This window comes from Desulfomicrobium orale DSM 12838, assembly GCF_001553625.1.
GTDB lineage: Bacteria > Desulfobacterota > Desulfovibrionia > Desulfovibrionales > Desulfomicrobiaceae > Desulfomicrobium > Desulfomicrobium orale.
This window is the reverse complement of record NZ_CP014230.1, coordinates 2,604,998-2,617,405: the sequence shown is the minus strand read 5'-3', so window position 1 is coordinate 2,617,405 and position 12,408 is coordinate 2,604,998. Positions and strand designations below refer to the sequence as shown.

The following is a 12,408-nucleotide window of genomic DNA, read 5'->3' as shown; positions in this document are numbered from 1 at the left end:
CAGCCCAGACTTTTGCACGGAAATATCGTTTTCAACCCGATGCATTATGGAGCCGGAGGTTCAATGGCCAGAATAACCGTTGAAGATTGCTTGGAGAAGGTCAACAACAGATTCCTGATCGTGCAGATGGCCATCAAACGGGTCAAACAGTATCACGAAGGGTATGATCCCCTTGTCTCCAGCAGAAACAAGGAAGTGGTGACCGCTCTCCGGGAAATCGCCGAAGGCAAGGTGATGCCGGATGCGGAAAATATCGAGAACTTCAGCTTCGTGACGGATGACGCGCAGGACGAATAATGGCCATTCAGCGTGATTATTACGAAGTTCTCGGCGTGAGCCGGACCGCGTCGGGAGATGAAATCAAGACCGCCTACCGCAAGCTTGCCTTTCATTACCACCCGGACCGTAATCCCGATGACGCCGAAGCCGAGAACAAATTCAAGGAAGCGGCGGAAGCCTATGAAATTCTGAGTGATCCGGGCAAACGCGCCCAGTATGATCGCTTCGGCCATGCAGGCGTCAACGGCCAGGGTTTCGGCGATCATTTCCGCTCGGCCGAGGATGTGTTCAGCGCTTTCGGCGATATTTTCGGCGATTTCTTCGGGTTCGGCACTTCCAGTCGCCGCCGTCCCCGGCAGGGTGCGGATCTGCGCTACAATCTCCACATTTCCTTCCGGGACGCGGCCAAGGGTACCGAGGTGGAGCTGAACATTCCGAAAAAGGAAACCTGCCCCGAATGCGCGGGTTCCGGCTCGGCTCCCGGGCATGAGGCCGAAACTTGCCAGCATTGCCAGGGGCAGGGGCAGGTGACCCAGAGCCAGGGCTTCTTCCGTATTGCCGTGCCCTGCCCGGTCTGCCGTGGCGAAGGCTCCATCATCACGCATCCGTGCGCCAAATGCCGGGGCCTGGGCGTGACCCAGACCGACAAGAGCCTCAAGGTGCGCATCCCGGCCGGAGTGGACAGCGGCAGCCGCCTGCGCCTGCGCGGCGAGGGTGAACCGGGAGAATTCGGCGGACCTCACGGCGACCTCTATGTGGTCATACATGTGGATGACGACAAGGTTTTTGCCCGCCGGGGACAGGATCTGCTCATTACGGTGGATATCTCCATTGTGCAGGCCATTCTGGGCGACAAGATCGAAGTGCCCACACTGGATGAACCCGTGACACTGGAAATTCCCAAAGGCACGCCGTCCGGCAAGATTCTGCGCATCAAGGGCATGGGCCTGCGCCATCTGGGCAGTTCCGCTCACGGCGATCTGCTGGTGGAAATACAGATAAACATTCCGTCCAGCGTGACCAAGAAGCAGGAAGCTTTGTTGCGCGAGTTCGAGAAGCTTGAGGAAGACCGGCCCATGAACAAGGTCAAGGACTTTTTCAAAAAAGCCATGGGCGACTGAGCTCCGGAATCTGGATTTTTACAAGCGCGAACAGGAACAGGCCGGAATCAAGATTCCGGCTTTTTCTTTGCGCCGCTGACAGCCTTCAACCAGACGGCATATCCGGTGGAAAAGAGCCGATACAGGGGAATTCAGGCCGAAGATAACGGAGGAAAAATGGCGGAGCAGAAATTGACGCATGTGGACGCCTCTGGAGAGGTAACCATGGTGGATGTGGGGGACAAGGCGGAAACCAGGCGCAGAGCCGTGGTCCGCACCCGCGTTCTTCTCGGCGCCGAAACATTCGCCTTGCTTCGGGACAGCGCCCTGCCCAAGGGCGATGTTCTGACCACGGCCAAGATAGCCGGAATCATGGCTGCCAAACGGACCTGGGAACTCATTCCCATGTGCCATCCTTTATTTCTGTCCAAGGTGGATGTGCGTCTCACGCCTGTGCCCGCCGATCTGAGCATAGAGATCGAGGCCGAAGCCCGCACAACCGGCCCCACAGGCGTGGAAATGGAGGCTCTCATGGCGGCGCAGGTGGCAGCTATGACCGTTTACGACATGTGCAAAGCCGTGCAGCGGGACATCCGCATCACCGATTGTCGGCTGGTGCACAAAAGTGGGGGAAAAAGCGGCGAGTTCAACGAGGCCTCTGGACTTTCCTGAGGACACGGCCCGGAGTTTTTCATCCGGGCCGCAATATGTCCGTCAAAAGAGCGGCCTTCGACCAGCCCAAGCCTGTCCAGACTGCACGGGGCTTTCAGACCTAGAACAGCCCGGTTTTCTTCAGCGTTCCCGCCGCCAGCAGACCTCCTGCGGCTCCTCCTATGGCCTGGATCAGGTTGGAGGGAATTTCGGCCACAGCTCCTTGCAGGCCGATGTTAGGCATGAGGGTCTCGCCGATGAAGTAGACTCCGACCATGCCCAGCCCGCCCAGGCCAAGCAGCAGGATGCGTCCCGCCTTGCTCCGGCTGGCCGCAGCCGCAGCGAAGGCTCCTTCTATGCCCTTGGCCGCGAAAGTCAGGGGGGCGAAAACGGCGAATCCGCCCAGAATATCTGCCAGAGCGGAGCCCGTCCCGCATGCCGCCAGCGCCCACCACACGCCTTGTCCAGGCCGCATGCAGCCAAGCACCATGCCGCCGAAAACCACTGCGACATCCCCCACATTGAAATATCCCCGGCTGGGCAGCGGGATGCGGATAAGCAGGGTGGCAAGACAGGTCAGAGCGATGATGGACAAGGCCGCGATACGTATGTTCCTCATTTTTGCTTCCTTATGGCGCGCAGGTGCCTGCGCCTGTGGTTATAGAGAATCCTGGTCTGTTCAGTCTGCCTGTAGATGCTGATGTACGCGGCCACCATGACCGCGCAGATGCGCAGAAATTTTTCCATGCGTCTGTGCCGGAAATGTGGGGAAAGACTCATGAAGTACCGGTAGCGCTCCAGCACAGGGGCTGATTTTCCCATCACCGCCTTGGCCACGATGACCGTCCGCCGGGAGTTGGAGGACAGAGGCAGAGCGAGAAGATCGCGGAAAGTGATGCTGTCCAGAGCCAGCTTGACCGCCAGAAAGGAGTTGGGAAAGACGAGGCACTTTACCAGCGAATCATGAAGCCAGTCCGTGCGGCCCATCAGCTCCAGCCACTGGAATATCCCGCCGAAACACAGAAGACAAAGGACGAAAGGTCCCACGATCCGCAGCGTGCGCGGGATGGCCCGTAAGCCGTGCCGTAATGTGTCGAGCAGGAGAAAGAGGAGCAAGAGGCCAGCCTGGACAGGAACATGGGCGTACCAGAGTCCGAAGACGAACAGGCCGAAATATGCCCCGAGCAGCACCAGGATGGCTGGAATTTTCACCATAATTCTTCGGGGCTGAGACGGACTTCCGTACCCTGCCTTCTGAAGTTCAGGGCATATCCACGGGACAGAGCTTCGTAGGGTGTGCGCAGCTCCAAGTGTGACACACAGATCACCCAGCCGAAATCCTGGAGACAGAGTTTTCTGAACAGCGACTCGTTGAGATGCTTGTCGAACTCGTCCAGAATGAGCGTATCCCGGCAGTCGCTGGCCAGAATCCAATCCACAGCCAGTTCCGGCAGGGCAGGTGCGGCGGAAATGTCCAGCAGAGCCAGGGTGGCGCGCATGGTGTTTTCCTGTAATTCCAGATCCTGAGCCAGATATAAAAGGGTATGGGAAGCGCGGATGTGGGCGATGAGCACATGCTCCAGAAAACTTGTTTTTCCCGCGCCGTTGTCGCCGCACAGAAAAAGACAGGAATGTCTGGGCAGAATCAGCGGCTCCCGTAATGTGTAGCGTAAGCCGGAGTGCGGCGCGGTGTGCGTTCCGGCGGGAATTTCAAGCATGCGGACCCTCCGTCCTCAGGACAAGCAGAGGACTTGCCGGCAGAAATTCGTCGAAGGCCTGCCGCAGAAGAGCCCGGTTTCGCTCGGACAGGGTCTCCAGCACATGAACCAGAAGGACCGGGACGCCGTCCGGCACAAGGAGCATGAGCAAGGTACAGCAGAGAATGGCCTGTTCGCCGCCGGAGTAGGAGGAAAACGGACGTTTCGGCTCAGGCTGAAAACCGAAGCGGACGCAGATTTCCTGAAGCCGGGTGAGGGCGCCTTCCGGGGCGTTGAGCAGAAGCAGTTCGTCCTCGAGGGTGGCGCTGACAAAAAGATTGCTCTGGTCGATCACGCAATGCGTTTCGCCAAAAGCTTCCACGGGTGGCGTACCCGGCGGCGTTTTCCTTGACGGGGAAGAGCTGTGATGCAAAAAATGCCTCCATGATCAAGCAAAGTATCGAGTGCTGGCTGTATAATCCGCTGTCCGACCGTTTCCTGCTGCTGCGCTGTCCCGCCACCCACCGGCACGGTGAGTACTGGCAGCCCGTGACCGGAGGCCGTACTGCGGGGGAATTGCCCGAAGCGGCCTGCCTGCGCGAAGTGGAGGAAGAAACGGGGGTACGGCTTGCTGCGGACCAGCTGGAACTGGTCATCCCGGAATTTTCCTTCTGCATTCCCGAGGCGCGCCTAGAGCTCCACAAACCTGTGTACCTGGCGCGGGTTCACTCGGAAAAAGTGGTCATTTCCGCGGAACATATCGCTTATTGCTGGTTCGATTCCGCGGAAGTGAGCGAGCGGCTGCACTGGGAGTCCAACCGCGAATCCTTCCGGCAGGTGCTGGCCTACTCGCGGGATGCGAGCGCGCGCAGATAGCCCACTACTTCCGGCGAGTCCCACCGGGCCATGCCGACATGGGAAAAAACCATACGGCCGTTCCGGTCGAAAATATAGGTGGCGGGGATGCCGCTGCTGCGCAATGCTCCGGGTTTGCCGGACGCGAATACATACAGGGGCAGGTCCAGATTGCGGGCCAACGGGTGAGCGCTCACGGTGGCCGCCTTTTCCTCGCTGATGCAGTAGACTTCTATGTTTTCGTCATCCTTGAATATTTTCCACAGCCTTTCCAGAGAGGGCATTTCCGCCCGACAGGGCGGGTACCAAGTGGCCCAGACATTGACCAGCACCACCTTGCCTTTCAGCCCGGCGAAGGATTTTTCTCCACCGTACAGGTCCGAGAAGGTTCCGCCCATCTGATGCAGCTCCGTGGCGGAGGGAAGAGCGGGAGCTTGCGGCCCGGCGGCGGAAACATCCGCGTCCCCGAAGTTCAGTCCTCCCGTGAGCAGGAGGAACGCAAGGACTTCCGCCGCCAGAACGGCCAGGGCTCCACACAAAAATCCGAAAATGGAATGGCGGTTTATGACGGACATGGTTTCACTCCGATGGCGGATATCTCGGCGGGTGTCAGCATTCGCCATTTGCCGGGCTCCAGACGGCCGAGGGTGAGAGGTCCGAATTCCACCCGGCGCAGACGCAAAATAGTCAAATTCAAATCCCGGCACATGCGCCGGACCTGTCTGTTCACTCCCTGCCGCAGGACCATGCGCAGCAGGGTGCCGTTGCCGGAGCGGCCGATTACCTCGGCGTGCACCGGAGCCAGACTCTCGCCTTCCCGCAGCCGCATGCCGTCATGCATGGCGCGCAGGTTCTCCTCCGGAACAGTCCCGCGCACAAGTACCTCATAGACCTTCCGATGTTCAAAGGACGGATGGGTCAGCCGCAGAGCGGCAGCCCCGTCGTTGGTGAGGAGCAGCAGGCCCTCGGACATGTAGTCCAGTCGCCCCACCGGAAAGACCCGCCGTGCGTTTAGTCCCGACAGAAGGTCCAGAACCGTTCGCCGTCCTTGCGGGTCCGAAACCGTGCATACGACATGCACGGGCTTGTTCAGCATGACATAGATCGGCGGATTTTTCTCCGCCACTTCCTTGCCGTCGCAGGACACCCGGTCCTGCCCCGGCGTCACGCGCCTGCCCGGTTCGCGGATGGTCTCGCCGTTGACGCACACCCGCCCCGAAAAAATAAGCTCATCGGCCCTGCGCCGGGAGGCTATTCCGGCGTCGGCCAGAAACTTGTTCAGACGAACAGCGGACATGGCGGAGGCATAGAGGCAAGAGTACGCCAGAGCAAGCAAAAAGGCGCGCCGGAGAGGCGCGCCCTTGGCTCGGATGGGAAACGGAGTTCATTGCCCGGAAACAGCCGTGAATTTTGCCAGGGCTGCTGCCTGGTTTTTCTTATGCAGAGTCAGGTTCTGGCCGTCATGGACGTATGTTTCGGCCATTGAAAGTACCTCAAAAAATTTCAGTTCCTTGTGGTTCATGTCCGGGCAGGCCTTGAGTGTGCTGGCCATGTCCATGAAGCGGATATGATTTTCCATCTTCATTTCATAGGAGCCGTTCATCATGTTGCATCCGCCGAATCCGGAGAAGCTTTTGTCCGCCGGATTCAAATGAATATACGGATGTTTCCCTTCGGGGTTGGAAGAAACCGGCTCGCCCATGAGTTCCGTCAGTCTCCATTTCGTGTTCAGGATTCCGGAGGAAGACGACAGGCCGGGCTCTTTGCGCAGTATGTACATCTCGGCCATCGGTCCGGTAGCGGCTTCTCCGTCGCTGTTCAGCATGGTCAGAGTATTTTTGCCGACCCGGTACAGCGAGCGTTGATCGTCGCCCCGCAACTCGATTACTTCGCCCTCTTTGATCCACGCAAACTGTCCTTTTTCTTCGAATCGATATTCTTCCCGGCCCAGATAATCACTGACCAGAGTATAGGTCTGATCCGCCCTGATGGTTAGAGACGTGCGGATGCCCTCGCAGTCGGCGCAGGGCAGAGTGCCGACATAGGTTCCGGCCCAATCCGAAGCGGGCATTTGACACTGGTTCTCCTGTTTGGCCGCGCATCCGCACAGTCCCAATCCAATTACCAGTAACACAAGAATGGCTTTTTTCATATTTCCTCCTGGAACGGCTCCAGCAAAGCAGAGCCTTGTTTTTCATGACAATTCATGAAGTTTTTGGATGTCAGATTTTTCGAGCCATAGGCCTGTTCCTACCAGCCGATCAGCATCCGGCTTTTTTCGGGATAGATTTTTTTGACAATCAATGCCGCAAAATAAGACAGGAAGATGACTAGGCAGGACAGAAAAGGCACAAGATGCAGACCATAGTATGCCCTGTAGGAAGATTGAAAAACCGATATGATGTAAATAAACCAGCCATGCAGAAAGTAGATCGCAAAACTTGCCGCAGCCAGTTTTTTGAAGAGAGGGATATCTACATTTTCATATTTATGTAAAAAAACCATGAGATATACGCAAAGTATATTCTTCTGGATAAAGCCTATATCGATTCCTCCGAATTCAAACGGCTCTTTGTGTATTGTTCCACACGCCATGTAAAATAAAGCCTGTACGACAGCAAGAATAAATATCGGAATAAGAAGGATATTTTCTTTCCCTTCAAATTTTTCATATATCCACTCTTTCTTCATTGAACAGAGTATGCCGAACATATACACAGGAGAAAAATATATTGCAGACTGCAGAATTGACCAGTTATTCACCGGTCTGTGCATGAATATAGATATCAGTGAAAAAAAAGCAACAATATATACTTGATATTTTGTGGGCAGGCTAATGAAATGTATGAATACGGGAGAGATGAGAAAAATGGTCATGATAAATGGTATGTACCAGTAAACCATGACTCCTCCGTACCAGTAGTAACGGATGGCCGGGAGAATGATCTGATCATAGATCGTATCTTCGGGGCCGAAATAAAATTCCGGAAAGGGAACGCGCAGCCACAGGGCTTGGAGAACAGGGAGAATGGAAAGGATGAGGTAGGGAACATAGACGTTTTTGAACTTCTTTACCATGAATTTCCTGTAGTTGAACTTGGGGTAGAAAACATGATGGAACAGAAATCCGGAAATGAAGACAAAAAGCGATGTTCCGCCGCTGATCAGATTCGCCAGCACACGCTCGCCAAAGGTTTTGATGAACCAGCCTGAAATGCCGTAGCAATGCCCGACAACAATGAGAATAATGGCGATGGCCCGGAAATACTCGAAGGAACGTAGATACATCGTATTTCTCTGAGAGGATGATTGCCAGAACCGGGAAGACATCCGGAATGCGGGCCTCCGCATTCCGGCACAGGATCCCGAAGTTTGTGGAACGCACTCAACATAAATTTCGGCATCCCCGCGCGGAACCGCTCTAAAATACTCGCCCGAACCCGTCCACTTCAAAAAACATCTTCTCCGACGTCATGCTGGCCCGAAACATGCTTGACGGCAATAGCTCCACTTTACGAGACGATATTTTGACTTGGAGACAGCCTTATGAGCCTCATCGACCCCGTCTATCTCATGACTCTCATGGGAACCATACCGGAACGGCGCGCCCGGACGGCCTCCGAAAACAGTTTCGAGCGGCACATGCATTCCGCCTTAACGGAAAGGACCGGGATTGCACCCGGAATCAACCCTTCCAGCGTGGACGATCCCCTGATGCAAAACGCCCTCCAGGGGCTGGCCAGCCTGATGGGCGAGGCCGGTGCCGTGCGGGCCGATGCCGGGAAGAAGTCCGATGCGCTTGGGGCTTTATCGGCGCAATTTGAATCCGGCAAGCAGGGTGTCAGTGCCATCGGATACGACAAGAACGGCGGCACATCCTACGGAGCCTACCAGATCGCCTCCCGGCCCGGAACCATGGACCAGTTCATATCTTTTCTGAACGGGAAGGAGCCCCGGTGGGCGGTGGCGCTCAAGGCCGCCGGCCCGGCCAATACCGGTTCAACCAGAGGAGACATGCCTGATGTATGGCGGAGCATTGCGCGAGAGAATCCGGAGCGGTTCGGGGAGCTGCAGCGCGAATTCATCGAGGCCACGCATTACAAACCGGCCCGGAACAAAATCCTGGCAAAGACTGGAGTGGATATGGACGCTCTGCCCTCGGCGGTGCGTGAGGCTCTGTGGAGCACGGCGGTACAGCACGGAGCGGGCGGGGCGGCGGCCATTTTCGGGCGGGCCCTCAAGAACACGAATCTGCAGGAGGAGGCTGTGCGGGTCGCCCGGCGTCTCATCGACGCGGTTTACGACGACCGCAAGAAACATTTCGGATCTTCCACAAGCGCCGTGCAGGCCAGCGTTCGCAACAGGATGAACGTGGAGAAGGAACTGGCCCTGAACATGCTGCAAAAGGATGAATCGGATCTGGCGTGAGGCCGGAGCCCGGCCAATGCTGTCCGTTTTTCTTGAAGCGGCCCGGCTGAAAAAAGTCCGGGCCGCTTTTTTGTCATGGCTTCGAAGCTCTCATTCCACGCTGATCAGTTCTATTTCGAAGGTCAGATCGAATCCGGCCAGAGGATGATTGGCGTCCAGGCTGATCTCCGTCTCGTTCACATCCACAATCAGCGCCGGGACTTCGTGACCTTCGGGGGAGCGCAGAATGAGCTGTTCTCCGAGGGCGGCCGGAATGTCCGCCGGAAAGGAAGAACGGGGAAAAGTGACAAGCATGTTCTCGTTGTGCGGGCCGTAAGCCTCGGCCTCCGGGATGCGCACGGTGACGGTCTGGCCGGGCTCCATGGCGGCGATGGCTTTTTCGAAGCCGGGGATGACCATGTTCTGGCCGAGAACCACCTCCAGCGGTTCGCGCCCCCGCGAAGAGTCAAACTGCGTGCCGTCGTCCAGAGTGCCGGTGTAGTGCACCAGGACGCGGGTGCCGGCGGCGAGGGTCATGGCCGCTCCTTTGGTTCTGACAGCAGTTTCATGCTTCCTTCTCCAGACCGGCCAGCCAGATTTCCAGATCATTGGGTTGCCCCGGCTGGTGATTCTCGGGGTAAAGCAGGGCCGACATGTAGAAGACGCTGCCGATATCCAGGCTGTTTTGGGCGCTTCCGGAGAAAGCCCGCAGGCGGTCTTCGATGGTGGTCCGTCGATCGGCAGGCAGGTCCGCCAGAAGAGGGGCGGCCTGGTCATGTAGGCCGGCCAGCAGAGTGGCTTTTTGGCGCATGCCTTCACGGTATCCGGACTCGTCGTTCCGGTCGTGCAGCAGGTTCAGGGCGCTTTCTTCCGTCTCCCGGACGCGCCGCGCATATTCGCGCAGAAAATCAAGAAACGCGGTCATAGCAGGCTCCTGTGGAACGCAGACAGATTTCCAGCCGGGGGTCCAGGGGAAAGATGATACCTTCGCCGTGCCGCATGTAGTAGCCCCGCTGGCGTTTCCGGAACGAGTTCGCCTGATCGAGGTTGGCGCTGCCGATGGGGTCGCATTCCAGGGCTGGGGAACGCCGGGGCGCGCGCAGGAAATCCATGACCAGTTCCCGGGCGAAATCAATGGATTCAAGAATGAGCGTCTCCTTGCGGGCGGGCAGGGCCCCATGCAGCGCGCCGAGAGAGCGTTTATAGGATTTTTTCTCGACCAGACGCAGGCTCTGGCGGAAGAGCTGCTTTTTCACCAGAAATGGCATTTTTTTCTGGGCCACGGCCGTGCGCAGCATGGCGTCTTCCTCGCCGCAGGGAATACGGAAAAGAGGAGACGCCTTGGGCCATTCCACCCGCAGATCCGCGAGCATTTCCACATAGGCGTGGGAGAATTTTCCCTGTCCGGCCGAAAAGCCCAGCATGTTGGGCACCAGATAATTGTGGGCGATGACGTCGGCGGCCAGATGAGACAGGTATCCGTAGGCGTAGGCGGCTTCTCCGGGTGTTCTGGCCTGCCGCAGCAGCAGCTGGCCGGTGCTCCAGTTGTGGGAGTGGGTAGGCGTGAAGCGGCAGCCCTTGCCGATGAGGATATCCGCGGACAGGCAGCCGTACAGAAATCGCTCCGGATGGGCGGAAAGCACGGCAGCCACGGCCGGAGCCACGGCGCCCAGGTGTTCGAGGGCGTGGCGGCCGATGGCCATGTGCACTCCCGGCCCCCAGGCCAGGGCTTCGGAGGGCAGAAGGAGACAGAAGATAAACGCCAGAACGAGCCACATGGTCAGTTTTTCTCGCGGGTGGAGTGGAAAGTGATGTCCGGCCACTGCTCCATGATGTATTCCAGCCTCCAGATGCTGTCCACCAGCAGGGTCAGGCTGTCTTCCGAGTCCGTGGCCAGGGACGAGGCCAGTTCCCTGCGGAACCTGTCCAGTACGGCTCTGTCTCCGTGCACCCAGCGGGCGGCCGAGAGATTGACCGGCGCATAGATGGCGTCCACGGCGTATTCTTCCCGCAGCCGGGAGATGATGACATCGAACTGCAGCACACCCACGGCGCCGAGGATGTAGTCGTTGCCGAGCATCGGCCGGAAGACCTGCACGGCTCCTTCCTCGGCCAGTTGCAGGAGCCCCTTCTGGAGCTGCTTGGCCTTGAGAGGACTTTTCAGGATGACCTTGCGGAAGTGCTCGGGCGCGAAGCTCGGAATGCCCGTGAATTTCAGCTCTTCCTTCTGGGTGAAGGTATCGCCGATACGGATGGTGCCGTGATTGTGCAGGCCGATGATGTCCCCGGCATAGGCTTCTTCCACTCCCGTGCGGTCCTGGGCCATGAAGATGGTGGCGTTGTTGACCTGTATGTCCTTGCCAATGCGGTGGTGGCGCATCTTCATGCCTCTGGTGAACTTGCCGGAGCAGATGCGCAGAAAGGCGATGCGGTCCCGGTGGGCCTTGTCCATGTTCGCCTGGATCTTGAACACCACGCCGGAAAATTCTTCCTCGAAGGGAGAAACCTCGCGGGTCAGGGCGGGGCGGGGCCGGGGGCAGGGCGCGAGTTCCACGAAAGTATCGAGCATTTCCTGTACGCCGAAATTGTTGATGGCGCTGCCGAAGAAAACCGGCGTCTGCTCTCCGGCCAGATAGCGGTCCACGGAGAAGGGATTGCCCGCGCCGTCAAGCAGTTCCAGATCCCGGCGCAGGTCGTCGGCCTGGCTGCCCAGAAGTTCGTCCAGCCGGGGATCAAGGACGTTTTCGATCATTTCGCCCTGCTGGATGCGGCCGCCGTGTGTGGCGGAAAAAAGATGCATCCTCCGCTGGTGGATGGAGTAGGTGCCCCGGAAGCTCTTGCCCATGCCCACAGGCCAGCTCAGGGGCGCGCATTCGATGCCCAGATGGGCCTCGATGTCCGCCAGCACGTCCAGCGGGTCGAGTCCGTCGCGGTCGAGCTTGTTGATGAACGTCATGATGGGCGTGTTGCGCATCCGGCAGACATCCATCAGTTTTCTGGTCTGGGCTTCCACGCCCTTGGCTGAATCGATGACCAGCAGGGCCGAGTCCACGGCCGTAAGCACGCGGTAGGTGTCTTCGGAGAAATCCTCGTGGCCGGGCGTGTCCAGCAGATTGATCTCGTAGCCGCCGTATTCGAACTTCATGACCGAAGTGGTCACGGAAATGCCGCGCTCCTGCTCCATTTTCATCCAGTCGGAGGTGGCATGCCGGGACGCCTTGCGCGACTTGACCGTGCCGGCCATGGAAATGGCGCCGCCGAAGAGCAGCAGTTTTTCGGTGAGGGTGGTCTTGCCCGCGTCGGGGTGGCTGATGATGCCGAAGGTGCGGCGTTTTCCGACGTTGGCGCGGATTTCCTTTTCGAGCTGGGTCATGGGTTTCTCCTGACAAAGGGAAGAGGAGGACTAGGCACGATCGGTC

At 58.0% G+C, this 12,408-nt stretch carries 17 protein-coding genes; 5 read left to right on the top strand and 12 right to left on the bottom strand.

Going from position 1 to position 12,408, the window contains the following annotated elements; all coding sequences use genetic code 11:
- Positions 1-63: 63 nt before the first annotated feature.
- The 3 genes from rpoZ to moaC all read left to right on the top strand — a co-directional run bounded on the left by rpoZ (position 64) and on the right by moaC (position 2,051).
- On the top strand, positions 64-297 hold the full coding sequence (gene rpoZ, locus AXF15_RS12265) for a DNA-directed RNA polymerase subunit omega (protein WP_066608035.1): 234 nt from the start codon (positions 64-66) through the stop codon (positions 295-297).
- Entirely contained in the window at positions 297-1,400 is a 1,104-nt protein-coding gene (gene dnaJ, locus AXF15_RS12260) for a molecular chaperone DnaJ (protein ID WP_066608033.1), read from the top strand. The genes rpoZ and dnaJ overlap by 1 nt, the downstream gene beginning before the upstream one ends.
- A gap of 156 nt (positions 1,401-1,556) precedes the next feature.
- Positions 1,557-2,051, top strand: coding sequence for a cyclic pyranopterin monophosphate synthase MoaC (gene moaC, locus AXF15_RS12255; protein WP_066608031.1), 495 nt, complete (start codon positions 1,557-1,559; stop codon positions 2,049-2,051).
- Between the two features lie 100 nt (positions 2,052-2,151).
- Here moaC and AXF15_RS12250 read toward each other — a convergent pair whose 3' ends face one another.
- Genes AXF15_RS12250 through AXF15_RS12235 form a run of 4 tightly spaced genes read right to left on the bottom strand, consistent with a single transcriptional unit; the run spans position 2,152 to position 4,160 of the window.
- Entirely contained in the window at positions 2,152-2,649 is a 498-nt protein-coding gene (locus AXF15_RS12250; RefSeq protein WP_066608030.1) for an ECF transporter S component, read from the bottom strand.
- Positions 2,646-3,245 carry a hypothetical protein gene (locus tag AXF15_RS12245; protein WP_066608027.1) on the bottom strand — a complete coding sequence of 200 codons (600 nt, stop codon included), beginning with the start codon at positions 3,243-3,245 and terminating at the stop codon, positions 2,646-2,648. Before AXF15_RS12245 ends, AXF15_RS12250 begins: the two co-directional genes overlap by 4 nt.
- Positions 3,239-3,748: a P-loop NTPase family protein gene (locus AXF15_RS12240; protein WP_066608025.1), complete on the bottom strand. Its 510-nt coding sequence runs from the start codon at positions 3,746-3,748 to the stop codon at positions 3,239-3,241. Before AXF15_RS12240 ends, AXF15_RS12245 begins: the two co-directional genes overlap by 7 nt.
- A complete protein-coding gene (locus AXF15_RS12235; RefSeq protein WP_151192387.1) occupies positions 3,741-4,160 on the bottom strand; it encodes a hypothetical protein in 420 nt (139 codons plus the stop codon). Before AXF15_RS12235 ends, AXF15_RS12240 begins: the two co-directional genes overlap by 8 nt.
- An 11-nt stretch (positions 4,161-4,171) precedes the next feature.
- On the opposite strand from AXF15_RS12235, the gene AXF15_RS12230 reads away from it, so the two are divergent.
- Positions 4,172-4,603, top strand: a complete 432-nt coding sequence (locus AXF15_RS12230) for an NUDIX hydrolase (RefSeq protein ID WP_066608023.1) — start codon at positions 4,172-4,174, stop codon at positions 4,601-4,603.
- Here AXF15_RS12230 and AXF15_RS12225 read toward each other — a convergent pair.
- From AXF15_RS12225 to AXF15_RS12210, 4 genes are all read right to left on the bottom strand, one after another.
- Positions 4,573-5,157: a TlpA family protein disulfide reductase gene (locus AXF15_RS12225; protein ID WP_066608021.1), complete on the bottom strand. Its 585-nt coding sequence runs from the start codon at positions 5,155-5,157 to the stop codon at positions 4,573-4,575. The genes AXF15_RS12230 and AXF15_RS12225 overlap by 31 nt on opposite strands.
- Positions 5,145-5,879, bottom strand: a complete 735-nt coding sequence (locus AXF15_RS12220) for a pseudouridine synthase (protein WP_066608990.1) — start codon at positions 5,877-5,879, stop codon at positions 5,145-5,147. Before AXF15_RS12220 ends, AXF15_RS12225 begins: the two co-directional genes overlap by 13 nt.
- Before the next feature lie 87 nt (positions 5,880-5,966).
- Entirely contained in the window at positions 5,967-6,653 is a 687-nt protein-coding gene (locus AXF15_RS12215; RefSeq protein ID WP_169793669.1) for a copper resistance protein NlpE N-terminal domain-containing protein, read from the bottom strand.
- Between the two features lie 179 nt (positions 6,654-6,832).
- Positions 6,833-8,035, bottom strand: coding sequence for an acyltransferase family protein (locus AXF15_RS12210; protein ID WP_151192386.1), 1,203 nt, complete (start codon positions 8,033-8,035; stop codon positions 6,833-6,835).
- Between the two features lie 93 nt (positions 8,036-8,128).
- Between AXF15_RS12210 and AXF15_RS12205 the strand changes: the two genes are divergently transcribed.
- Positions 8,129-9,010, top strand: a complete 882-nt coding sequence (locus AXF15_RS12205) for a VgrG-related protein (RefSeq protein WP_066608012.1) — start codon at positions 8,129-8,131, stop codon at positions 9,008-9,010.
- 90 nt (positions 9,011-9,100) lie between these two features.
- On the opposite strand, the gene AXF15_RS12200 is transcribed toward AXF15_RS12205, so the two are convergent.
- From AXF15_RS12200 to AXF15_RS12185, 4 genes are read right to left on the bottom strand one after another with little or no spacing between them, the layout of a single operon-like run.
- Complete coding sequence (locus AXF15_RS12200) at positions 9,101-9,526, bottom strand: FKBP-type peptidyl-prolyl cis-trans isomerase (RefSeq protein ID WP_066608011.1); 426 nt, start codon at positions 9,524-9,526, stop codon at positions 9,101-9,103.
- 28 nt (positions 9,527-9,554) lie between these two features.
- Positions 9,555-9,914, bottom strand: a complete 360-nt coding sequence (locus tag AXF15_RS12195; RefSeq protein WP_066608006.1) for a hypothetical protein — start codon at positions 9,912-9,914, stop codon at positions 9,555-9,557.
- Positions 9,898-10,767: a zinc dependent phospholipase C family protein gene (locus AXF15_RS12190; protein WP_066608001.1), complete on the bottom strand. Its 870-nt coding sequence runs from the start codon at positions 10,765-10,767 to the stop codon at positions 9,898-9,900. Before AXF15_RS12190 ends, AXF15_RS12195 begins: the two co-directional genes overlap by 17 nt.
- A 2-nt stretch (positions 10,768-10,769) precedes the next feature.
- Complete coding sequence (locus AXF15_RS12185; RefSeq protein ID WP_066607999.1) at positions 10,770-12,362, bottom strand: peptide chain release factor 3; 1,593 nt, start codon at positions 12,360-12,362, stop codon at positions 10,770-10,772.
- Between the last annotated feature and the right edge of the window lie 46 nt (positions 12,363-12,408).